Raw genomic sequence first — 23373 nt, 5'->3', positions numbered from 1 at the left:
TCAATGGCAGTTTGGGTTGCGGTTGGCAGTTATCTGGGTGATATGCAAAACGTGTATCGTTCGCAAAAAAAATTAGACTCAAGGTGATTGAGGTGCTCAACAGAAGGGCTGAAGCTTTCCGAAACCGACATCTCGGATCCGAAACATTTTGGTGGTGGGTCCTTATATTAGTTGCGGCCGGGCTGCGGCTGGCGCAACTAGATAGCGAAAGCCTTTGGAACGATGAGCTTTCCAGTTGGAGGCGCAGCGACGTAGGCTCGCTCGGCGAAGTGATTTCAATCGCCCGACAAGACGTTCATCCTCCCGGATATCAATTGTTTCTGTACTATTGGATCAAGATATTTGGGGACAGCGCGGCAATGCTTCGATTGCCGTCAGTTATTGCAGGTATTTGGAGTGTCGTATTTATGTATGCGTTCGCTCGGCGATTCTACTCCATTCGCGTTGCGTTCCTGAGCGCATTCATATTAGCAGTCTCTTGGACGCCAATTTATTATTCGCAAGAGGCACGCGCTTACTGTTTTCTTGCGCTGGGTTCGATCGCGACATCGTATTATTGGCTAAAGCTATTCGTCGAATCCAGATGTTCTGGAGAAGAGGCATCACGAGCAGATGTTTTATCGTTTGCTTTTTGGTGCTTGGCCACTTCGTATGTTCACTATTTCGGAGTTCTTCTGGTAAGTCTATTGCTGTCTGGAGGGTGTATCATTGGCACACGATACCGGACACTTCTAATGCCGTCCCTTTTGGTGTCAGCTATCGTAGCGCTCGCATTTGCCCCTTGGATATCTGCGCTACTGGCTCACACCGGGAAGTCTCTGGGGCACATGGATGCGCCTACAATTAGCTCCGGGGTCAAGGAGTTATTAGACTTTGCGCTTTACCCGCTGGAGCCGAACGGGTGGATTGCAGGTGTAGTGTTCCTGGCCTTCTTGGTTCTGGCGGCCGTTAGAAAGACACCCAGCGCAGGTTCGCAACTCGGTGGTTTTCCTCTGCAACGCGACATTTATTTGTTGTGTTGGGTTGTATTGCCAGTTTCGGGGGCGTTTGTAATTTCTCACACGCTGACACCTGTTTGGAACGAGCGGAACTTAATAATAGTGTTGCCGCCGATCTACCTGATGCTTGCAGTGGTTGTGTTTTCAATTCCGAATCGGATTTTGGCGACCCTCGCGGCGGTTTTAGTTTCGCTCGCTATAGCTTTTGGAACATTTGGCGAAGAAGGATACTATAAGACCCTTAAGAAAAGACAGACTCGCGAGGCGTTGGAGTTTACTTGCCTGAATTATGGTGGCGAGACGGTTATTTATTACGCCTCGAGCCCAAGATATCTGCAATACTATTCAACAAATTGTCGTGTTGGAGAAAACCTCGTTGGTCGCCTCGGAAAAGCGGCGGACATAGAGGGATTTGAAAAACTAGTAGCTGATCGGAAGCTGGATCAATTCTGGTACGTGACAATACATCGCAAGCCCGAAAGGGAGTTCTCTCAGCATCTCGAAGCGAATTATACCGAATTGCTTTCAAAGGAGTTTAAGGGCGCTCGGGCAACGTTGTTTCAGGTGAAGTAAGAGATTCCGACACAACAGCATCCTGCAGTTTTCGGGAGGGCCAAACTGACAACTTCTAGTTCGAAGGTATCTCCGGCTTACTTAAAACTCCGGCTGTCCTTGATCTGATCCCACGCCCAGACCACTTCCTGCAGCTGTTCTTCCTGTGACCGGTCGCCGCCGTTCATATCCGGGTGCAGCACCTTGATCAGCTTCTTGTAGGCCTTGCGGATCTCGGCCTTGGACCAGCTGTCCTGCGCCTCGAGGATCTCGATGGCGCGGCGTTCGGTGGGGGGCAGGCGGCGGCCGCCGGAATTGGCGCGGCCGGGGTTCTTGGTGGCGTTTTCGCCCAGAACCTGATGCGGGTCCTCGATGCCCAGACGGGCCCAGGCGCGGGCCTCGGGGTCGCCCATGGGCTTGGTCTCACGCTCCCAGACCTTGTCCTTGGACCGCTGCGCGTTCATCTCGGCCTCGGTGGTGCCGTCGAAGAAATTCCACTTCTGGTTATATTCGCGCACATGCTGCTGGCAGAACCAGAAGAAGTCATCCAGCACATCCGGCGCCTTGGGCGCGCGGAACTTGCCCGCCTCTTCACAGCCCTCATGATCGCAGATTCGCACCGAGGTCTCGGACGCGCCCGACATGCCCCGGCGCCCGCGCGGCTTCTTTTTCTTGGCGCTGGACACGGACATATCGAACCCGAAGGGATCTGATTTTACCATCTGCTCAACCTCACAAAGGCATCTTTTCGACTCGGAGGCAGCAGTTTAATCTAAGCAGCCGAAAGTAGAAGAGGGGGGCGGCAATTAATTTGCCGTTGAGCGTAAAAATGACCGTGACCGACGAAATCCGCACCCGCCTGCAGGCGGCCTTTGACCCGCGCGAACTGGAGGTGGTGGATGACAGCGAAAGCCATCGCGGTCACGCCGGTTATCAGGAAGGCGGCCAGAGCCACTTCAACGTCCGTATCCGCGCTGCTGCCTTTCAGGGCCAGTCGCGCGTCGCACGCCACCGCGCGGTGCACAAGGCGCTGGGCGATATTGTCCCCCGCATTCACGCGCTGGCGCTGGATATCGACGCCTAGCCGCGCGCAAGGGCCGCAGCCCGTGGGCATTGCGAAAGCGCGTGGTCCGGGGCAGAACCGGGCCACGCTCTGACCCAAGGCTGGCACCAGGATGACCGACGAAACCGCATCGCCCCGGAACCATCCCAGACGCCTTCTGGCGGTGGCGTTCGGCATCGGCATCGCCTTGGTCGTGATCCTGTCGGTGTTTCTGTATATGTCGCGTGAAACCGGCAGCCGGATCGGCGACATGCGGCAGGCATGGCAAAGCTATTCGCTTGAGACGACGCCGCGCGGTTACTGGATTTCCGATATCCGCGCCTATTTCGGCTATGGCGGGCTGATCCACAATTTCAAGAATTACGTGCTGCGGCACGACCCCGATTACGGGCCGACCCTGCGGCTGCAATCGCGCAACCTGCTGGCCACGATCGAGGCCTACCGCGCCGCCAACCCGGCCCCCGCAGAGCTGCAGGCGCTGCAGCGGATCGAGGACGTGGCCCACGAATATATCGGCAACGTTCCCCGGATCGAGGCCGGCATCGCCGCCGGTCTCAGCGCCGAGGAAATCGACACGCTGGTCCGCGTAGATGACAGCGATGCGCTGGCGGCGCTGGCGACGCTGGAACAGCTGTGGATCGCCGAACGCGACCGCAGCCTGTCGGCCATGGTCCAGGCGTTTTCCGATGGCGAGCGGCTGGTGCGCAATTTCTCGGTGCTGCTGGTGGGGCTGATCGTGGTGGTCGGTATCATCGCGCTGCTGACCACGCTGCTGATCGCCAATATCCTGCGGACCAACCACCGGCTGCAGGCCGAACTGACCCTGCGCGAACAGGTGGAGCTGGCCGAGCGCAAGCTGGCGCGGGCGGTGGAACAAAGCCCCGCCTCGATCCTGATCACCGATACCGACCTGAAGATCGAATATGCCAACGCCAAGTTCTTTGACCTCAGCGGCTATGCCCCCGACGAGGTCTATGGCCATACGCCGCGCATGTTGCAGTCGGGCTATTCCGGCCGTGGCGTCTATGACGATCTGCGGGACAGCCTGCAACAGGGGCGCAACTGGTACGGCGTGTTCCGCAACCTGCGCAAGGACGGCACCCACTACTGGGTGTCGACCGCGATCTTCCCCCTGGTGGGGCAGGATGGGGCCATCACGCATTACATCGGCATCGGCGAGGACCTGACCGAGGCGCGCCGCACCAGCGCGCAATTCGCCCAGGTGCAGAAGATGGAAGGCGTCGGCATCCTTGCAGGCTCGGTCGCGCATGATTTCAACAACGTGCTGATGAGTATCACCGGCAATGCCGACCTGATCGAGATGGATGCCGATGGCGATGCGGACATCCAGACCTCGGTCAACCATATCCGCATCGCGGCGCGCCGGGCGCAGGCGCTGGTGCGCAAGATGCTGACCTTTGCCCGGCAGCGGCCCCGCAACCCGACCCGTGGCGATATGGTCAAGGCCACGCAAGAGGCGCTGGACCTGATCCGCGTCTCGGCTCCGCCCAATGTCGAAACCCGGTTCGAGATCGAGCTGGAACCCGCCTTTTCCGATTTCGACGGCACGCTGTTTTTCCAGACCCTGCTGAACCTCTGCCACAACGCGTTCGAGGCGATGGGCGATCAGCCGGGCGAGGTGGTGCTGACCCTCAGCCAAGCGCCGTGCGACCAGCTGGACGATCTGCCCGACGACGCGGTGGGCGTGATCCGGCTGGACGTGCAGGACACCGGTCCGGGCATGTCCGACGAGCTGCAGCAGCAGGTGTTCCAGCCGTTCTTTTCCACCAAACCCGTGGGCAAGGGCACCGGGCTGGGGCTGACCATCGTGCGCAACTCGGTCGAGGAATGCCATGGCCGCGTCGAACTGCACTCGGCGCCGGGGCAGGGCACGCGGTTCAGCCTGTATTATCCGCTGATGCCCGCCCTGACCCGGCAAGAGCAGGCCGAGGTCGCCGCCATCACCGGGTCCGAGCATGTGCTGCTGGTCGATGACGACGAAAATGTGCTCTATATCACCCGCACATTGCTGACCCGCTATGGCTACCGGGTCGAGGCCTATTCGGACCCTCTCAAGGCACAGGCGGCGTTTCTTGAGGCCCCGGAAACCTATGACGTCATCGTGACCGATCTGAAGATGCCGGGGCTGATGGGCACCGCCCTGATCGACGCGGCGCGGGTGGTGCGGGATGATGTTCCAGCGATTCTGATCAGCAGCTATTTCGATGACATGGAGAACCCGGCGGCTGCCAAAAATTTAATCATGGCTCAGAAACCCGTTGAAATACAGGATCTTGCGCGGTTCATCCGGTCTTTGGTCGCCTAGGTTTCGTTACATTTCTTAACATCTCTTCACAGACCTTAATCTGGATCAAATCCTCACGAAACAACTGCCCCCTATGTTGCGCCATGCCGGTCCCCGGCCACGCCGCGAAGACCGGACTAGCGATAAAGGGGCTTTTAAATGACAACCAAAGCCAGAACATGGTTCTCGGCGCTGTCGACAGTTTCATTGCTGTCGATGGCCGTTGCGTTCCCGGTTCACCAGGCCCAGGCAGAGCAGCCGGGCCCGGTAGAAGCCATTGAGTTCGACCCTGCCAAGGCGGCACTTGGCAAACGACTTTTCTTTGATCCGCGACTGTCGGGCGACGGTGCGCTGGCTTGTGCCAGTTGCCACCAGCCGGAGAACGGGTTCACCGACGGGCAGGCCCTGTCGGACGCCTATACGGGCAACCTGCATTTCCGCAACGTGCCGACGCTGATCAACAGCGCCAAGCGCGCCGCGTGGTTCCATGACGGGCGCATAGGCACCAACCTCAACGACGTGACCCGCGAAAGCATCACCGAGACCTATTCCATGAACATGGACATGCGTCTGATGCAGGAACGCATCAAGCAGGACCCGGTCTATGTCGAGATGTTCGAAGCCGCCGGATTTGGCGAGCCGTCGAACGGCGGTGTCCGCAACGCGATCCCGGAATATCTGAAAACGCTGATCTCGCGGGGCGCTCCGTTTGATAGTGGCGAGATGTCGGACGAGGCCAAGGCAGGCTATGAGCTGTTCAATGCCAGCGGCTGTAATTCGTGCCACTCGGGCGAGCGGTTCACCGATGACCTGCCGCACAATATCGGCGTTGGCGACAATCCCGACATCTGGGCGGACCCGACACGTCACATCACCTTCGTGACGATGATGAAGTTCCTCGGTGTTGAGAACTACATGAACCTGCGCGCCGATCCCGGAGCGTATATCCGCACCCACACCGCCGACACCTTCGGCACCTTCATGACCCCCACGCTGCGCGAGCTGACCTATACCGCGCCGTATATGCACAACGGCACGATGGAAACGCTCGAAGACGTGGTGGCCTTCTACAACGCCGGTGGCGGTGATGATGAGAACAAGGATCCGCGCATCAAGCCGCTTGGCCTCAACGAGACCGAACAAGCACAGCTGGTGGCCTTCCTGAAGGCACTGTCCGGCGAGCCGCTGACTGGTCCTGACTTCGTCGCCGAGGAAATCGATACGGACTATGCGCCGATCGAAAACTGGCGCGAAACGACAAACTGAGGAGTGGACCCATGAAAGACCTTAAGTCTTACCTTTCAGGCACAATCGCCACCGCTGCCTTGTTTGCCGCCATCGGTTCGCAAGCGTTTGCTGCGGACAGTATCGCGATTGAGGCCGGTATCGGCGGGGCAGATCCTGACCCCGATGCGCCGCTGGTGGCGCTGGGCGAGCCGCCCATCCCGCTGGACAACCCGCAGACCGAGGCCAAGATCGAACTGGGCAAAATGCTGTTCTTCGATCCGCGTCTGGGCGGGAACGAGACGACGCCTTGCTCGGCCTGTCACCTGCCCGATGTGGGCTGGGACGTCGAAGCGCCGATCTCGTTCGGCTATCCCGGCACGACCCACTGGCGCAACAGCCAGACGGTTGTGAACTCGGCCTATTACGGCAAACTGTTCTGGGCGGGTTCTTCGAAAAGCCTCGAAAGTCAGGCCAAGTCCGCAGCAGGTGGTGCGGTTGCCGGGAACGGCGAGGCCGACATGATGGAGGCCCGTCTGGCCTTTGTCCCCGAATATGTCGAACGCTTTAACGACGTCTTCGGCGATCAGTGGCCGCGCATCGGCAACGCATGGCGGGCCATCGCCGCGTTTGAACGGACCATCGTTCAGACCGACACGCCCTTCGACAACTACCTGCGCGGGGATGATGCGGCGCTGACCGACGAACAGAAACGCGGGCTGGAGCTGTTTACCGGCAAGGCGCAATGTTCCGAATGCCATAATGGCGCGCTGTTGTCGGATGAGAAATACTACAACACCGGCGTTCCGCCCTATAGCGGCTGGGAAGATGACGGTCTGGCGCAGATCACCTTCCGGTACGAGCTTTATTCCAAAGGCTCGACCGAAGATTTCTACCGCCACACCAAGGACGACCCCGGCTTCTATTTCCGCACCAAGGAAAAGGCTGATCTGGGCAAGTTCCGCACGCCGAGCCTGCGCTACACCCTCTATACCGAACCCTACATGCATAACGGCATGTTGGAGACGCTTGAGGACGTAGTGGAATTCTACAACCAGGGCGGCGGCGAGAATGAATTCGCAGCAACCAAATCCCAACTGATCCAGCCGCTTGGCCTGAACGATCAGGAAAAGGCGGATCTGGTGGCCTTCCTGAAATCCCTGTCCGGTGACGAGATTCTGGTCGAAGAACCTGATCTGCCGGATTACCAGCCGCTTCCCGCGGCAGCAGAGGAGTAAGCGTCATGAAAGATCATAACGCAACCGGATGCAGTTGTACGGGTGAGGCCAAGAAGGCCTGCACCGTGAACCGCCGCCAGTTCCTGTTCGCCTCGGGCGCAACAACCTTTGCCGTGATGGTGGCCATGCCCACCCGCCACGGTCAGGCCGAACAGGTGCCCGCATTAGTATCGACCTATCCGCGCAAGCTGATCGGCAAACTGTCCGAACTGGAACAGGATGTGCCCGTAGAGTTCTACTACCCCGATGAGGGCGACTATTCGGACTCGATCCTGGTCAAGACCGGCGTGGAAAGCGGCGGCGGCATTGGTCCGCAAAAGGATGTTGTGGCCTTCAACCTCACCTGCACCCATCAGGGCGGGTCGATGTATGACAGCTACAAGCCTGAACATAAGGTGCTGGGCCCGTGCCCGCTGCACCTGTCCACCTATGACGTGACACGGCACGGCATCCTCGTCTCGGGGCAGGCCTATCAGTCGCTGCCGCAGGTCCTTTTGGAACTGGACGGTGACGATATCTACGCCGTTGGCATGTTCGGCCTGATCTACGGCCGTTACGACAACCTCATTGCATAAGGGAAACGGAATCATGGCAACCCCGTATTACGTACCCGAAACCAACGTCCCGCTGCCGCCCAAAGGGGCCGAGGTCATCTCGACCGCCTGCGACTACTGCATCGTGGCCTGTGGTTACAAAGTCTACCGCTGGCCCGTGACGGCCAAACCCGGTGGCCCCACCGCGGACGAAAACGCCTTTGGCGAGGATTTCCCCGTTGCACCTTTGGGTGCATGGGTCGCGCCGAACCAGCACAATATCGTTCTGCATAAAGGTCAGCCGCACCACGTGGTGATCATTCCTGACAAGGACACGCAATACGTCAACACTGACGGCGACAGTTCCTTGCGGGGCGGGTGTATCGCGCAGAAATGCTATAACCCGCAGACACCGACACGCGACCGTCTGAAGACGCCGTTGATGCGGATCTATGGCACGCTGATGCCGGTTCCGTGGGATCTGGCTCTGGATGTGGCGGCTGAGGTGGGCAACCACGTCATCGCCAAGCACGGCACCAATGCCTATGGCGTGAAAACCTTCAGCTATCAGTATATCGAGAACACCTATGCGATCTCGAAATACGCGCTGCGCCATATCAACACCGCGAACTTCACCTTCCACGACACGCCGTCCGACGTGACCTCGACGCCCGGTTTCCGGGATGCAGGTTTCGACAACTTTGGCCCGTCGTATGAAGACTGGCGCGATGCGGAGACCCTTCTGGTTTGCGGCACCGACCCGTATGAGACCAAGACCATCCTCTATACCCAGTGGATGATGAAGGGGATGCAGAACGGCCAGAAAGAGATCTATCTGATCCCGCGCCGGTCTGCTGGTGTGGCCCATGCAGAAAAGATGGGCGGTCTGCATATCGACGTTCTGCCCGGTACCGACCTGCTGGTCGTCAACGCCATCGCCCGCGTCATCGTGGAAAATGGCTGGGAAGACAGCGACTGGATCAAGAAATGGGTCAATAACAAGTGGGAGAGCTCGTCCGGCTTTGGTCAGGGCACCCGGAACACGCCATGGCAGTGGCGGACGACCTGGGGCAAGTTCCAGACTGCAGGGTTTGAGGACTGGAAAGAGTGGCTGCTGTCGCAGGACGAGTTCTCGCCCGAGAACGCAGCCGCCATGGCCGAAATCGACGTGCAGAAAATCTATACTGCCGCCGAATGGCTGGCCAAACCCAAGGCGGATGGCACACGGCCCAAAACCTCGGTCATGATCGAGAAAGGGTTCTACTGGTCCAACAACACCGGCAACACGCAGGCGATTTCCGCTCTGGGCATCATCTGTGGCTGTGGCGGTCGTCCGGGTCAGGTCATTGGCCGGGCCGGTGGGCACCAGCGGGGCGGCGTGAAGGGCGGGAAATACCCGCGCAACAAATCGCCCGAGAAACTGCCCGGTCGCCGTCGCCGTGCCATGGATACCGACCGGTATCTGATCGCAGGTCATACCCGCATGGCACACGTGATCGGCACCACATGGATCCAATCCATGTGCGGCAGCCAGCAGTTGGCCGATAAGTTCGAGGAACTGACCGTCCGCAACCCGCACCAGATCGCCAGCTTCGACAAGCAAGAGATGATCGACACGCTGAAGGCCCGTGCCGACAGCGGCGGTATGGTGGTGATCAACCAGGACATCTATCTACAGGATCCGATCGGCAACCGTTACGCCGACATCGTGTTCCCCGCAGCGACCTGGGGGGAAGAGGACTTTTTGCGCGCCAACGGCGAACGCCGCCTGCGGCTGTACCAGAAGTTTTATGATGCCCCCGGTGCGGCCAAGCCCGACTGGTGGATCATTGCGCAACTGGCACAGCGGATGGGCTTTGACGGGTTCGATTGGCAGAACTCGAACGAGGTCGCGGAAGAGGCCGTGCGCTTTACCCGCGGGTCGCGCAAGGACTTCCACGCGGTGCATCGTCTGGCCAAGAAGGAAGGCAAGACCCTGCACCAGAAGGTCCGTGAGTTCGGCACCGATGGGGTGCAATGCCCGGTCATGCTGGATGCCGATGGGGTCACGCTGATTGAAACCAAGCGTCTGCACGACACAACCCGCGAACTGCCCGATACCGGTGCGGCTGGCGCGGATGTGTTCAACAAGAAGCTGACGCATTTCAACAGCCAGACCGGCAAGTGCAACATCCAGAAATCGCCTTGGAATCTGTTCTCGGACTATTGGGAATGGCTGAAACCCAACAAGGAAGAAGGCGAGTTGTGGGCGACCTCCGGTCGGATCAACGAACGCTGGCAGTCTGGCTTTGACGACCGTCGCCGCCCGTATATCGTGCAGCGCTGGCCGGAAAACTGGGTTGAAATCCACCCCGATGATGCGGCCGAGCGTGGCATCGAAAGCGGCGACTATGTGATGGTCTATTCGGAACGCGTTCCGGGCAACAAGACCACGCTGCTGGGTGTGGAAGGCGACGACTTCCAGTTCTCGAAACTGATGGAGAACGGGCATATCGAGCTGACCAAAGCGGCGATCACCGCCGTGGCCATGGTCACGCCCGCCATCAAGAAAAGCGTGGTTTACATGGACTTCCTGCACATGCAGCAGCCCGCGAACGCGCTTGAGGGCCGGATCGTCGACTGGATCAGCGGCAACTACAACTACAAGATGGGCGTTGCCAAGCTGCGGAAACTGGGGCCGAGCCCCTACAAGACCTCGTTCCGCACGATGTCCTTCGCGCCGCGCGACATCGCCTGATGTCTTTCCGGGGGGCGGTCGCCATGCCGCCCCTCGGGTCTGGTCCCACTGCAGAAGGGACCACATGGAAGGCAGGCTTCGGTTGGGAAACCTGCCTTCCACTTTCACCCAACCTGTCCCAACGCAAAACATGGCAGACCCGATATGACACTGAAATCCGATACCGCCCTGCGCGATGAGGCCGCTGGCCTGTTTTCCGAATATGCGAAATCCGACTATGACGTGGTCCGTTTGCGCGCCATTCAGGCCCTGACCGCCATTGGTGCCGCCAACAGCCCCGCACTGGTCGAGGCGCTGCTGGACGATGACGAAGACGTCCGTCAGGACGCGGCGCAGGCGCTGGGCGCGCTGGGCGTGCAGGACGCAGCACCGCAACTGCTGGAAAACCTGATCCACGATCCCTGCGGTGAGGTGAAGCTGGCCTGCGTGACCGCTCTGGCCGAATTGAAGTCCGAAGATGCCGCGCCCTACCTGCGCACCCTTGTCACCGGACGCGGCGAGGACATCACATGGGATGAAGACGAGCTGCACCAGGACGAATGGGACGACTGGCTGGACACCCAGATCGCAGCCATCAAGGCGCTGGGTCGCATGGGCGACGCTGCCGCCATTGAGCCCATCGTCATGGCGCTGATGGACGAAGACGGGCAAGAGCTGGGCGATGTGGCGTGCGAGGCGCTGGGCCGGATCGGCCAGCCCGCCGTGCCGACGCTGGGCGTGTTCGCCCAATCCCAAAACCGCCGCCTGCGCCACCGCGCCCTGCGCACGCTGGCCACCATCGGCGGGGCCGAGGCCGAAGCGATCCTGCGCAAGGCCATCGCCGACAAGGACGGCGCCGTGCGCCTGATCGCCTATGAGGCGCTGATGCCCGGCGATCCGGCGTTGGTCGAACAGGCGCTGACCGATGCGGTCGAGGATATCCGCATCGCGGCCCTGACCCAGTCCGGCTTTTCTGAACCCGAATTGCTGGATCGCATGATGCGCGACCCCGGTGCCAAGGTGCAACTGGCGCTGCTCGACCGGCTGGACCGCGACACGCCGATCACGGATCAAGAAGACCTGCGTTGGCAGGTACTGGATTTCCTCGCCACCGGCCAACAGCCCGAGGTCTCGGCGCAGGCACTGGGTCTGCTGGCGGCGCTGGCCCCGGACTTGGTGGCCGATCGCCTGAACGCGCTGTTTTCGGTCGATGCGGACGACCTCAAGGCCGAGCGCATCCAATGGGCCATTGTCGACGCGCTGGCGACCTCGCCCCTGCGCGAGGCGGCAGAATGGCTGCAACGCGCCTGCCGCGCGCCGTTCCGGTCGGTGCGGCTCAAGGCCGTGGCCTCGCTGGCGATGATCGTCACCGATACGAACCGTCCGCATGTGAACCAGCAACAGGGCCGCGAATTACTGCTGTCCTTCGCGCTGGCCCCCATGCCTGTGACCGCCGAGGAAACCCCCGAAGCAGAGACCCCGCAAACCGACATCGCCGCGCTGGAAGAGGCCGGGCTGGACGTCTCGGAGGGCGGCGAGAACGGCCCGACCTCAAGCCTCGGCGCGATCCTCGGTCACGATGCCATCGCCGCCGAGATGACGCAGGAGGCCGAGGAGGATGAGGTCCTACCCCTGACCCCGCGCGAACAGGCGCTGCTGGCCAAGGCGACCCGCCACCCCAAACGCCGCCGCGTCGCGCTGGACGACAATGCCGAAGCGCTGGAGCGGGAAACCCGTCTCTCCGCCATTCGCCTGCTGGGCGAGGTGCCGGGGATGCAGATCATGCTGGCCCAGATTGCGCAGGACCCCGAGACCGAGATCGCGCAACAGGGCTTCTCGGCACTGGCCGCTGCAGTCACGCGTAACGGTGTGGAACTGGAGCACGACCAACTGGTGGACCTGATTACCAAGGGCCTGTCGCACACCGACTCAAGCCTCTCGCTGCAGGCGCTGAAACTGCTGCAACAGGCTGATCTGCCGCCGCAGGACAGCCTGCGCGGCAAGCTGCGGGCGATGGTGAAAACCGGCGATACCGCCTTCCGCATCGACGCCATGCAGATCCTGACCCGCTGGGACGACACGCCGGATGTCGCACGCAGCCTGCTGGATGACGTCTCGGCCCCTGTGCGGCAGGCGGCGATGCGGCTGTTGTCGGAAACCGCGCCCGATCAGGCCGGTGCCGCCATCGTGCCCTTCCTGCTGGCCAACCCCGAGCAGCGGATCGTGACCTATGTCAATGACAGCGCGCCTGCGGTGGTGTCCATTGGCCGCCAATTGCTGACCGAACTGCGCGACGAAGACCGCCGCGCGCAATGGCCGGTGATGATCAGTGCATTGGCCGACCTGCTGGGGACCGACTCCCGGGCGGCGTGAACCCCGGAGGGACAGATGAACATATCGCTGAAACTGACTGCGGCGATCCTGGCGGGGGCGATGGCCTTTGGCCCCGCCGCACAGGCCGACGACCTGCCTGAGGTCGCGGTGGTGCATCAGATCATCGACCTCAACGCCGATACCCCGGCCCATGCGTTCCGGTTCGAACCCAAGTTCCTGCAGGTCCCTGCAGGCGCAACCGTGCGCTTCAAGGGCTCGACCGGGCGGCATACGGTGACCGCCATCACCCGCATGATCCCCGTCGGTGCGCGCAGTTTCGAGATTCGCGGCAAGCCCGAGATGGACCTGACCTTCGAGAAAGAGGGCGTCTACGGCATCCGCTGCCGTGTGCATGGCCGCCACGGCATGGTGATGCTGCTGGTCGTTGGCGACCCCAGCTCGAACCTCGAAGAGGCCAAGGCCTACCTGCCCAAGCTGGGTGAGGCCGAGCAGGCCGGTTTCGAAGAACTCTTCGCCTATATGGAGGCCCAAAATGGCTGATGGATGCGCCTGCGACCGCCACGCCCATATGTACCTGACCGTTGACGACGCGCTGCGGCGCGGGCTGTCCGTTGCTGACCCCCTCACGGACACCGAAACGCTGCCGCTGACGCAGGCCATCGGTCGGGTATTGGCCGAGGATTGCTCCAGCAAGGTCGACATGCCCGCCTTCGACAATTCGGCGATGGACGGCTACGTGCTCCGAACCGCCGATTTGGGCGAGGGGCCATTGTTCGAACTGCCCGTCGCCGGGCGCATTGCCGCCGGAGACAGCGGCGCACATGACGCGCCCCAAGGCAGCGCCCTGCGCATCTTCACCGGCGCGCCGGTGCCGCCCGAATTCGATGCGGTGCTGATGCAGGAAGACTGTGACGCGACCTCGGATCGCATCCGCTTCAGCCGCCGCCCCAAACCCGGCCAGCATATCCGCCGCGCGGGCGAGGACCTGCAGGCTGGCGCGCCCATCCTGCGGCGTGGTTGCGAGATCACCGCGCGCGAAGCCGCCGCGCTGGCTTCGTCGGGATACGGAGAAGTCAAAGTCTACCGCAAGCTCAAGGTCACCATCTTCTCGACCGGTTCCGAACTGCGTCAGCCCGGCGAAGACCTCGGCCCGGGCCAGATCTACAACTCGAACCGCTACATGCTGCTGGCCTTGCTGGACAAGCCGTGGATCGACCTGACCGACCGTGGCCCCGTTGTGGACAGTCCCGCCCTTCTGGAACAGGTCCTGCGCGAAGCCTGCGAGACGTCCGATCTGATCATCACCACCGGCGGCGTCTCGGTCGGCGACGAAGATCACATGCCGCGCCTCTTTGCGGAGATCGGCGGCGAGGTCGATGTGATGAAGGTTGCCATGAAACCGGGTAAGCCGATCATGTTCGGCCGCCGCGGCGATGCGCTTTACGTGGGGCTGCCCGGAAACCCGGTCTCAGCCTACGTCACATGGCAGATTATCGGATCGCAGATGATGGCCCGCCGCGCAGGTTTGCACCGCGTCCATCGCACCCCGGAACATGCCGTGCTGGCCGAGCCGCTGGAACGCCGCGCCGGACGGCAGGAGTTCCGCCCCGTGCGTATCGAAGGGACTGCGCCGGATGGCACGCCCCGGCTGCGCCTGATGGCGGCCTCGTATAGCGGGCGTGTTGCATTGCTGGCGCAAGCCGATGGTCTGGCGGTGATCCCGGCGGAAACGGAAGAACTGCCGGCGGGTCACGCGCTGGACTTCCTGCGGTTCTGAGCGGATCACGATCCGATGTCCCCTTCGGTCTCGTTCTTGCAAGATCAAAGAGCCTGCGGCTACAAATACCCCGCGCCAGCCCAACATGCCCGCCCGGAAGTGCCTATGATCAAAGAACATATCCTTGTTGTCGATGACGACCCACAGATCACCTCGTTCCTGCAACGCTATCTGGAAAAGCAGGGCTGTCAGGTGACCTGTGCAGCGGACGGCACCGCCATGGATGCGGTGCTTGCGCGGGAAGAGGTTGATCTGATCCTGCTGGATATCGGCCTGCCGGGGCGCAACGGGTTCGACATCACGCGCGAACTCCGGGTCAGTTCGAACATACCCATCATCGTGCTGTCGGGTCGGGATGAGATTTTCGACCGCGTCGTCGGGCTGGAATTCGGGGCCGATGACTATATCACCAAACCCTTCGAGGCGCGCGAGGTGTTGGCCCGCATCCGCACCGTCCTGCGCCGCGCCCGCCCCGAGGACAAACCCGTCAACGGGGCCGAGATGCCCCTAATCATCTTCGGCGACTGGGTGCTGAATGTGAACGAACGCACCCTGACTGCGACCGGGGCCGAAGAAGCGACGCCCCTGACCACCACCGAGTTCGACGTACTGCAGGCCTTTGTCACCAACCCGCATATGGTGTTTTCCCGCGATCAGCTGCTGGACAAGGCCCGGGGGCGTGAAACCATCGTCGGTGACCGCACCATCGACGTCCACGTCGCCCGCCTGCGCAAGAAGATCGAGCCCGACCCCGCCGCCCCAACCTTCATTAAGACGGTCCACGGCATTGGCTATTGCTTTGCCGCCAATGTGCGCAAGACGGGTGGCTAGGTCAGGTCCTTATACATATACGTCGTAGGCTCCAGCCGGTCGTCAAACGGGTTGCGGCAATAGTTTGGAATCTCTCCGGCAATCTCAAACCCCAGCGATTGGTACAGCAGGCGCGAGGGGTCGCTGCTGCGCGTGTCCAGCACCAGCATGGTGCGCCCCCGCGCCTTGGCGCGCGCCTCGAGCGCGCCCATCAGCGCCCGACCCAACCCGCGACGGCGGGCGTCGGGATGGACCAGCAACTTGGCCACATCCGCGCGATGCGGCTGGTTCGGCATGGCGGCGGGGATCAGTTGCACGGTGCCCTGAATGCGACCTTCGCCATAAGCTACGAACATATCCAGCGCCCCGGCCTGCAGATCGGGACCCACGCGATCCTGCCAATAGGCGCGGGCATCGCTTTGCGGAAATGGCAGGATGAACCCGACGCTGGCCCCGGTGTGGACGCAGGCATGCAGGATCTCGGTCAGATCATCCAGCGCGCCCTCGAAAAAGGCCGGGCTCAGGCGCGTGATCATATCAGCACCAGCAAATACCGCGCCCCGCGCGCGGGCCCGGTCTCGAACCGCGTCGGACCAGACAGGTGATAGCGCAGGCAATCGCCGCCGCTTAGCACGTGTTCGGTGCCGTCCACGGTCAGCGTCAGCCCCCCATCCAGCAGGATCAGATGATGCTCCTGCCCCGGCTTGGGCGGCGTGTCATAGCTGATCACGGTGCCCGGGGGCAGGTGGCCTTCCATGACTTCACCGCTCAGCCCGGCCGCAGGGGGCGAGACCGACCGGCGGGTAAAGCCCGTCTCGGGGTCGCGCCATTCGGGTTGGCGTTCGAAGGGCACGCGCGGATCGAAACTGTCCTCGACCATCATCAGCAGGCGTGACATGGGCAGGCCGTAGACGGCACATAACCGGCCCAGCGTTTCTGCCGTCGGGCTGACCTCGCCCTTCTCCATCCGCGACAGGGTCGCCCGGCTGATGCCGCTGTGCTCGGCCAGCTGTTCCAACGACCAGCCGCGGCCCTGCCGCAGCTCATTCAGCCGCGCCGCAAGGCGGTGTGACAGATCATCTAACATGGATCATATATGGGAATCATGCTCATATATGGGATTATGGCGCGCGAAAAAGATATCTGCAAATGAAAAAAGAGCGCAGCCTGCGCCGCGCTCTTTCGACTACCCGAAAGGGGGTGGAGCTTACTTCCAGCCCACCTCGTTAAAGATTTTCTGCGCCTCGGGGATGTTCTTTGCGACCTCGGACAGGTTCACCTCATCGGCTTTGAAGGCCCCCAGCGAGGCGACATTTTCCGCCAGCGCCACCCCCTCGACGGCGGGGAATTCGTCATTGCCGTTCGAGAAATAGACCTGCGCCTGATCGCTGGCCAGATACTCCAGGAACTTGACCGCGTTGTCCTTGTTCGGCGCATTGGCTGCAACGCCGGCCCCCGACAGGTTCATATGCGCGCCCTCGGCATCCTGCGCCGGGAACTGCACACCGATCATGTCGATCTCAGCGCTCAGGCCTTTGACGTCTTTGCGCAGCGCGCGGGCGAAGTAGTACGAGTTCGAGACGGCGATCTCACATTCCCCCGACACGATGCCGCGCAACTGATCGGTGTCACCGCCCTGCGGATCACGTGCCATGTTTGCGACCACGCCCTCGGCCCAGGTCTTGGCGGCTTCGGCGCCGTGATTGGTGATGATCGAGGCCAGCAGCGTCTGGTTATAGGTGTTGCTGGACGAACGGATGCAGACCAGATCTTTGTATTCGGGCTTGGCCAGATCCAGATAGGTCGCGGGCGGGTTCGCCACGTCGGCCTTGTCAAAGAAGATGATCCGCGCGCGCTGCGAGAATCCGTACCATTGGTTGTCTTCGTCCTGCAGGTTGGCGGGGATACGTTCTTCCAGAAGCGCGCTGTCGATCGGCTGCAGGATGCCCGCGTTCTTGGCCCGCGCCAGACGCGAGGTATCGACGGTCAGCAGGATGTCGGCGGGCGAGTTCGCACCCTCGGCTTCCATCCGCGCGATCAGCTCGTCGGCCTTGCCTTCGATGCGGTTGATGGTGATGCCGGTGGCCTCTTCGAAATCTGAATACAGCCGCTCGTCGGTGTCGTAGTGGCGCGAGGAATAGAGGTTCAGCTCACCCTCGGCAGCGGCCGAGGTGGCGATCAGGGCCGTCAGGGCGGCGGCGATGCAGGTAGAGGATTTCAGCATGATGTGTCCCAACATTAGAATACGCTGCGGGTTGTAACCCGACTGATTTGGTCAATTAAACGATTCTCCACGGGATGCAAGCAATTCCGACAAATTTAGTTGGTCAAAACGTCGCTGCCGCAGCCCAGACCGGTTTCTTGAAAAGAAACCGCCCCTGAAACTTTCAAAGTTTCAGGTCCCCGGCGGCCCCGTCGCGCTGATTTTGACGTATCGCAATGACCCTGTGTGCTGGTGCGGATTAAGATTGGGCCCGGGAAAGGGAGGCACGGATATGCCAGCGCAGACGAAATCGGACCTGATCGCCATCACCCGCAAGGAATACGACAAGCTGGCGGATCTCATCGAAAGTCTGGATCAGGCCACCGCCCTGAAAAAGCGCGACGAGGACACCTCGATCAAGGATGTCATCGCGCACCGGGCTCATTGGATCGACCTGTTTCTGGGTTGGTACCACGACGGGCAGCAGGGCAAGACGGTGCATTTCCCTGCCCAAGGCTACAAATGGAATGACCTTAAACGCTATAACGCCGATCTGCGGCAGCGACAGTCCGACATGGGCTGGCCCGAGGCGGTGGGGTTTCTGGACCAGACCTACCGCAAGCTGATGGATTTCATGGAAACCCGGTCCGAGCATGACCTTTACGGCGGCCCCATGAAAGGGGCCAATAACGCCTGGACCCCGGGACGCTGGGCCGAAGCGGCGGGGCCCAGCCATTTCCGCTCTGCCTCGAAATACCTGCGGTCGGCCATTCGCAGCGAAACCGGATAGGGCGGCCTGCCACGCACAAAAAAACCGCACCCGAAGGCGCGGTTTTCTAATCGGTATGGGCTGATCTCAGCCCTGGCGCGCTTTGAACTTGCGCTGCGTCTTGTTGATCACGTAGACGCGGCCTTTGCGACGCACAACCCGGCAATCACGGTGCCGGTTCTTGAGCGAGCGGAGCGAGTTCCTGACCTTCATGGGTCTGTCTCCAATCTGCGGCGCCTTCATCAAAGACGTGGCCAGCGCCTGGGTTTCTCGGGTGTCCCGGAGAACCGGAACAGTGAATTCATGGTGGGCGGTACAAGGATCGAACTTGTGACCCCTTCGATGTCAACGAAGTGCTCTACCGCTGAGCTAACCGCCCATGAAACCGACGCAAGACGAACCCCACAACGAAATGGGGCGCGGAACCCCGCGCCGGTAGCGGGGTCTATAAAAGGAGTCGTTGGGGGGATCAAGGGGTTTGGAAGAACTATTTTCCGGTCTATGTTCAATACCAACGAACGGAGAGCCCATGCCCAAGCCCGCGTCCAACACCGCCTATATACTGGACATGCCCGCAAGGCGCACGTCCTGCGTGGTGTTTGCCTCGCCCCATAGCGGCCGGACCTATCCCGCGTCGCTGCTTCAGCGGTCGGTTCTCAGCCGCAGCGCGATTCGGTCCTCCGAGGATGCCTATGTCGATCAGCTGTTTGATTCTGTGTCGACCTTCGGCGCACCGCTGCTGGCGGCCGCCATGCCACGCGCCTATCTGGACCTCAACCGCAGCGCAGACGAGCTGGACCCGGCGCTGATCGCCGGGGCGCGCCGCTATGGGCACAACCCGCGCGTTGCCTCGGGTCTGGGTGTCATTCCCCGCGTCGTGGCCAACGGGCGCGCGATCTATAACGGCAAGCTGACCATGGACGAGGCGCGGCTGCGCATCGACACCTATTGGCGGCCCTATCATCAGCGGCTCAAATCCCTGCTCGCCGAATCGCATGAGGCGTTCGGGCAGGCGATCCTGATCGATTGCCACTCGATGCCGCACGAGGCGGTCTCGATGGCCCGCAGCGCGCGGCCCGAGATCGTGCTGGGTGACCGGTTCGGGGCCTCAGCCTCGGGGGTGATCGTGGATCAGGTCGAAGCGGCCTTTGCCGCCGCAGGCCTGAACGTGGTGCGCAACACGCCTTTTGCCGGGGCTTATGTGACCCAGACCTATGGCCGCCCCGCCCGCCATCAGCACGCCATCCAGATCGAGATCGACCGTTCGCTTTACATGGACGAGGACACAATCCAGCCCAATGGCAACTTTCAGGCCTTCCGCGATCTGCTGGCGCAGGTGACGGCGGATATCGCCGCCATCGGGTCCGAGCCGCAGCAGTTGGCCGCCGAATAGATCAGAATAGATCAGCGCAGCGCGCGCCCCTTCACGATCGCATCCGTCCCGAACCGCCGCCGGATTTCATCGGTAGCGCGTTCCGCCTGCGACCGCTGCGACGCGCCGGGGTCCAGCAGATCACCCGAGATATCGGCCTGATCCTCGGGGCACAGATCGGACAAGCCACAGCCCAGCAGGCGATAGGGCCCCTGATCCCCCACCTGATCGAACAGGTTGCGCGCGGTGCGGTAAATCCGGTCGGCAATCTGCGTCGCATCGCGCAACGACACCCGTCGCGTGATGATCTTGTGATTGGCTCGCTTCAGTTTCAGCGTCACCACCCGCCCGGCCAGCCCGCGGGCCTTGGCCCGGTCGGCCACCTTCTCGGCCAGGCGCCAGATATGCCCGTCCAGTACATCGGTGCTGGCGGTATCCTCGAAAAACGTGGTCTCGTTGCTGATCGATTTCATCGGCGTATGGGCCGAGACACGCCGTTTGTCCTGCCCCCGCGCCAGATGCCACAGCCGGTAGCCCATCGAGCCGAACCGCGCCGTCAGCGCCTCCTGATCCCAGCGCAGCAGGTCGCTGAAGGTGCGAATCCCCGCCCGCTCCAGCGTTTCCTGCGCCGCGGGGCCGATCCCCCAGATCAGGCGTACCGGCTTGCCCCGCAGAAACTCTGCCGTCTCGGCCTGACCGATCACCGAAAACCCGCGCGGCTTATCCAGATCCGAGGCCACTTTGGCCAGAAACTTGTTATGACTCAGCCCGATCGAGCCGGTCAGCCCCAGCTCATCCTTCATCCGTTTCACCAGCCGCGCCAGCATCACCGCAGGCGGCGCGCCGTGCAGGCGCTGGGTGCCCGACAGGTCCATGAACGCCTCGTCCAGCGACAGCGGCTCCACATCCGGTGTCAGCTCATCCATCATCGCCCGGATCTCGCGTGAGACGCTGGCATAAACCGACATGCGCGGTCGGATCACCACCGCGTCGGGACACAAGGCCAGCGCCTTGAACATCGGCATGGCCGAGCGCACGCCCCGGATGCGCGCCACATAACAAGCCGTCGACACCACGCCGCGCTTGCCGCCGCCGATGATCACCGGCTTGTCCGCCAGATCGGGATTGTCACGCTTTTCGACCGAAGCATAGAACGCATCGCAATCCATATGCGCGATGGTCAGATCAAACAGTTCGGGATGCGATTTCACCCGCGGGCTGCCGCAGGACGGGCAGCGCCGTTCATCATTCAGGATGGTCAGGCAGTCCCGGCAAAGACCCGGCATTCCGTTTCCCGCTTTCGGTTCGGTTCAATGCTCGTCTTATATCAACCTCAGGGCCTGCGCCACAAACGGGGCAGGGCAGGGCGCGGTTTTTTGACAAGAAAACCCCCCGCATCGGCGGGGGGGAAGGTAACGGACCTCAGGAAGAGACGGCCCGTTGGGGAGTGTCTTGCCCCAAGACTCGCGCAAAATCATCGCTCTGGATAGGCGCAAGCGCGGTGCCGCGGAACTCGCATATTTCATGTGTATTTTCGGGCACAGGGGCAATTTGGCGCGGAAATCGTGAAAATTGACCCAAGGTCAACTGCTTGCAACCCACTTCTGCTGTGAAATTGGCCGATTCCCGGTGGCCGATCAGGCCCGTGTCAAAGAATTTAACTCGTTCAGAACTGCCTCGGCGGCGGCCTTCGGGTCGGTGGCCTGATAGATCGGGCGGCCCACGACGATATGGTCCGCGCCGTCGCCGATGGCGCTGGCCGGGGTTGCCACGCGTTTCTGATCGCCCAGGGCCGCGCCCGCCGGGCGCACGCCGGGGGTGACGATCAGACGGCCCTCGGCCTGAGGCAGGGCGCGGATCAGTGCGGCCTCTTGCGGGCTGGCAATGACGCCATCGGCCCCGGCCTCGAACGCCTTTGCCGCGCGTTCGACCACCAGCTCCTGTACGTCGCCCGCTTTCAGCAGGCTGGCATCCAGATCGTCGCGGTTCAGCGAGGTCAGGATGGTCACCGCCAGAATCTTCAGGTCCTTGCCCGCAGCCCCTTCCTTGGCCGCGCGCACCACATGCGGGTCGCCATGCACGGTCAGGAAATCCAGATCGAACTGCGCCAACCCGCGCACGGCGTTTTCCACCGTGTTGCCGATATCGAACAGCTTCATGTCCAGAAAGATGCGCTTGCCGTGATCCTGTTTCAGCTCGTTGGCCAAAGCCAGCCCGCCGCCCGTCAGCATCCCCAGCCCGATCTTGTAGAAGGATACGGCATCCCCCAGCCGCTCGGCCATGGCTAGCCCCTGCAGGGCGTTGGGAACATCAAGGGCTACGATCAGGCGATCATCGGACATGGGGAAAGCTCCTGTTTTTTGGCAAACGTCTGCGTCCTAACGGGTTCCGCGTGCTCTGTCCATCTGGGTGACGCAGGTCACGCATAATTTCCGCCGCTATGTTATGTTGGCGGCATTCAAAACAAGGGACACAGTGATGAAGAAGATATTTGTGATCGGCGCTGCCCTGATGCTGGCCGCCTGCGAGGACGCCCCCCAAAGCGATCCGCCGGAAACAGGCGCCGCCCCGGCCCCGACCAACGACAACCTGCCGCTGTCGGGCGGTTACCGGTCCGAGGACGACTGGTGCCAGCTGACCGGCGAAAGCGCCTTTACCATCGATTTCCTGGATCACACCGCCGATCTGGTTTCGTGCCCCACCGGCAGCAGCGCCGAGCAATCGCTGGTCGAGATGTATAACGCTCGAAAGATGGCCGAGACCGGAGGCTATTCCGTCTATTCCATCCCACGCGGCTAAACTCGCCGGGCAACCCACGCGGCATTCAGCGCAATCAGGGCGATGCCCGACAGCTCCAACAACCAGTTGATGCGAACCGACAGGATTTCGGCCCGCAGCAGCGCGTCGAACTGGTGGAACCCGGCTGCGCGGATGAGCACAAAGCAGATCAGCAGGATGAACCCGATCAGCGCCACGCCGACCTGACCCAGATGGTGGCGCAACGCCCACAGGCTCATCACCGCGACCAGCAGCCCCGAGGCCATCACCGCCAGAATAAAGCCCAACTGCACCACCCGCCGATCCTCGTACCAGCCCTGCATCCGCGACAGGCAGCGCCCTGCGGTGGTCAGCGCCGATTGCAGATCAAGCTGCTTGTTGACCATCAGCGCCACCAGCAACAGCGACAGCAGCAACCAGAACCAGCGCACCGTGCGGCCCCAGGGCGCGCGCGCCGCCCGGAAACACAAAACCGCCGCGACCCCATAGGCCACTACCGTCAACCACCCCATCACGCTGGGGTCGCCAATGACGGGCGACCACTGGTCCGCCACGCAGCGGCGCAGGTCGTCAACTGAGATCATCGCAAAACAGCCTTAGAAAACCGGTTCGATCTCATCGGTTTGTGGCAAATCGCGGCGATATTGCAAGGGCGGAATGGCGGTTGTGCTATTGTGACCGCACAGTCTTGAATACACGCC

General features: G+C 61.7%; 22 protein-coding genes, 1 tRNA gene and 1 pseudogene. 15 read left to right on the top strand and 9 right to left on the bottom strand.

All coding sequences use genetic code 11. The annotated features are described in order from the left end of the window. Positions 1–83 precede the first annotated feature (83 nt). Both ACR1XV_RS14865 and ACR1XV_RS14860 read left to right on the top strand, forming a co-directional pair. A pseudogene (locus tag ACR1XV_RS14865) lies at positions 84–776 on the top strand (glycosyltransferase family 39 protein); the annotation flags it as partial. A gap of 51 nt (positions 777–827) precedes the next feature. After that, positions 828–1571, top strand: coding sequence for a hypothetical protein (locus ACR1XV_RS14860; protein WP_480532880.1), 744 nt, complete (start codon positions 828–830; stop codon positions 1569–1571). Positions 1572–1648: 77 nt separating this feature from the next. Here the strand turns inward: ACR1XV_RS14860 and ACR1XV_RS14855 are convergent, their stop codons facing one another. Next, positions 1649–2272 (bottom strand): DnaJ domain-containing protein, encoded by a 624-nt coding sequence (locus ACR1XV_RS14855; RefSeq protein WP_480532664.1) that lies wholly within the window; start codon positions 2270–2272, stop codon positions 1649–1651. A gap of 107 nt (positions 2273–2379) precedes the next feature. On the opposite strand from ACR1XV_RS14855, the gene ACR1XV_RS14850 reads away from it, so the two are divergent. From ACR1XV_RS14850 to ACR1XV_RS14805, 10 genes are all read left to right on the top strand, one after another. Continuing rightward, positions 2380–2634, top strand: coding sequence for a BolA family protein (locus ACR1XV_RS14850; RefSeq protein ID WP_480532662.1), 255 nt, complete (start codon positions 2380–2382; stop codon positions 2632–2634). A 91-nt stretch (positions 2635–2725) separates the two neighbouring features. Further along, a complete protein-coding gene (locus ACR1XV_RS14845) occupies positions 2726–4939 on the top strand; it encodes a hybrid sensor histidine kinase/response regulator (RefSeq protein ID WP_480532660.1) in 2214 nt (737 codons plus the stop codon). A 138-nt stretch (positions 4940–5077) separates the two neighbouring features. After that, positions 5078–6184: a cytochrome-c peroxidase gene (locus tag ACR1XV_RS14840; RefSeq protein WP_480532658.1), complete on the top strand. Its 1107-nt coding sequence runs from the start codon at positions 5078–5080 to the stop codon at positions 6182–6184. A gap of 11 nt (positions 6185–6195) precedes the next feature. After that, positions 6196–7380, top strand: a complete 1185-nt coding sequence (locus tag ACR1XV_RS14835; RefSeq protein ID WP_480532656.1) for a cytochrome-c peroxidase — start codon at positions 6196–6198, stop codon at positions 7378–7380. 5 nt (positions 7381–7385) lie between these two features. Further along, on the top strand, positions 7386–7955 hold the full coding sequence (locus ACR1XV_RS14830; protein WP_480532654.1) for an arsenate reductase (azurin) small subunit: 570 nt from the start codon (positions 7386–7388) through the stop codon (positions 7953–7955). A gap of 13 nt (positions 7956–7968) precedes the next feature. After that, positions 7969–10650, top strand: coding sequence for an arsenate reductase (azurin) large subunit (locus ACR1XV_RS14825; protein ID WP_480532652.1), 2682 nt, complete (start codon positions 7969–7971; stop codon positions 10648–10650). Between the two features lie 144 nt (positions 10651–10794). Next, a complete protein-coding gene (locus tag ACR1XV_RS14820) occupies positions 10795–13002 on the top strand; it encodes a HEAT repeat domain-containing protein (RefSeq protein WP_480532650.1) in 2208 nt (735 codons plus the stop codon). Between the two features lie 15 nt (positions 13003–13017). Further along, positions 13018–13503, top strand: coding sequence for a plastocyanin/azurin family copper-binding protein (locus tag ACR1XV_RS14815; RefSeq protein ID WP_480522035.1), 486 nt, complete (start codon positions 13018–13020; stop codon positions 13501–13503). Then, complete coding sequence (locus ACR1XV_RS14810; RefSeq protein WP_480532648.1) at positions 13496–14740, top strand: molybdopterin molybdotransferase MoeA; 1245 nt, start codon at positions 13496–13498, stop codon at positions 14738–14740. The genes ACR1XV_RS14815 and ACR1XV_RS14810 overlap by 8 nt, the downstream gene beginning before the upstream one ends. 105 nt (positions 14741–14845) lie before the next feature. Then, positions 14846–15571: a response regulator gene (locus ACR1XV_RS14805; protein WP_480532646.1), complete on the top strand. Its 726-nt coding sequence runs from the start codon at positions 14846–14848 to the stop codon at positions 15569–15571. Here ACR1XV_RS14805 and ACR1XV_RS14800 read toward each other — a convergent pair. The 3 genes from ACR1XV_RS14800 to ACR1XV_RS14790 form a co-directional block, all read right to left on the bottom strand. Then, a complete protein-coding gene (locus ACR1XV_RS14800) occupies positions 15568–16086 on the bottom strand; it encodes an N-acetyltransferase family protein (protein WP_480532644.1) in 519 nt (172 codons plus the stop codon). The two genes, ACR1XV_RS14805 and ACR1XV_RS14800, sit on opposite strands and share 4 nt — an antisense overlap. Beyond that, a complete protein-coding gene (locus ACR1XV_RS14795; protein WP_480532642.1) occupies positions 16083–16637 on the bottom strand; it encodes a helix-turn-helix domain-containing protein in 555 nt (184 codons plus the stop codon). Before ACR1XV_RS14795 ends, ACR1XV_RS14800 begins: the two co-directional genes overlap by 4 nt. Before the next feature lie 120 nt (positions 16638–16757). Next, positions 16758–17774: an extracellular solute-binding protein gene (locus ACR1XV_RS14790; protein WP_480532640.1), complete on the bottom strand. Its 1017-nt coding sequence runs from the start codon at positions 17772–17774 to the stop codon at positions 16758–16760. A gap of 271 nt (positions 17775–18045) precedes the next feature. Between ACR1XV_RS14790 and ACR1XV_RS14785 the strand changes: the two genes are divergently transcribed. Beyond that, positions 18046–18543, top strand: a complete 498-nt coding sequence (locus ACR1XV_RS14785; RefSeq protein WP_480532638.1) for a ClbS/DfsB family four-helix bundle protein — start codon at positions 18046–18048, stop codon at positions 18541–18543. 66 nt (positions 18544–18609) lie between these two features. On the opposite strand, the gene ykgO is transcribed toward ACR1XV_RS14785, so the two are convergent. Together ykgO and ACR1XV_RS14775 are read right to left on the bottom strand one after the other, a co-directional pair. After that, entirely contained in the window at positions 18610–18735 is a 126-nt protein-coding gene (gene ykgO, locus ACR1XV_RS14780) for a type B 50S ribosomal protein L36 (RefSeq protein WP_068338904.1), read from the bottom strand. Positions 18736–18826: 91 nt separating this feature from the next. Beyond that, positions 18827–18901 (bottom strand) — tRNA-Val (locus tag ACR1XV_RS14775). A 150-nt stretch (positions 18902–19051) separates the two neighbouring features. Here ACR1XV_RS14775 and ACR1XV_RS14770 point away from each other — a divergent pair. Further along, the gene (locus ACR1XV_RS14770; RefSeq protein ID WP_480532636.1) at positions 19052–19915 is read left to right on the top strand and encodes an N-formylglutamate amidohydrolase; all 864 of its coding nucleotides are present in this window, start codon (positions 19052–19054) and stop codon (positions 19913–19915) included. Positions 19916–19926: 11 nt separating this feature from the next. On the opposite strand, the gene ACR1XV_RS14765 is transcribed toward ACR1XV_RS14770, so the two are convergent. Beyond that, a complete protein-coding gene (locus tag ACR1XV_RS14765) occupies positions 19927–21180 on the bottom strand; it encodes a DNA polymerase IV (protein ID WP_480532634.1) in 1254 nt (417 codons plus the stop codon). Between the two features lie 351 nt (positions 21181–21531). Beyond that, complete coding sequence (gene pyrF / locus ACR1XV_RS14760; RefSeq protein ID WP_480532632.1) at positions 21532–22236, bottom strand: orotidine-5'-phosphate decarboxylase; 705 nt, start codon at positions 22234–22236, stop codon at positions 21532–21534. A 136-nt stretch (positions 22237–22372) separates the two neighbouring features. Between pyrF and ACR1XV_RS14755 the strand changes: the two genes are divergently transcribed. After that, entirely contained in the window at positions 22373–22693 is a 321-nt protein-coding gene (locus tag ACR1XV_RS14755; RefSeq protein ID WP_480532630.1) for a hypothetical protein, read from the top strand. On the opposite strand, the gene ACR1XV_RS14750 is transcribed toward ACR1XV_RS14755, so the two are convergent. Further along, entirely contained in the window at positions 22690–23256 is a 567-nt protein-coding gene (locus ACR1XV_RS14750) for an isopropylmalate isomerase (protein WP_480532628.1), read from the bottom strand. The two genes, ACR1XV_RS14755 and ACR1XV_RS14750, sit on opposite strands and share 4 nt — an antisense overlap. Positions 23257–23373 lie beyond the last annotated feature (117 nt).

The organism is Ruegeria sp. AD2(2025) (genome assembly GCF_056542385.1).
The sequence above is the reverse complement of the archived record's forward strand: the minus strand, read 5'-3'. Positions and strand labels throughout refer to the sequence as shown.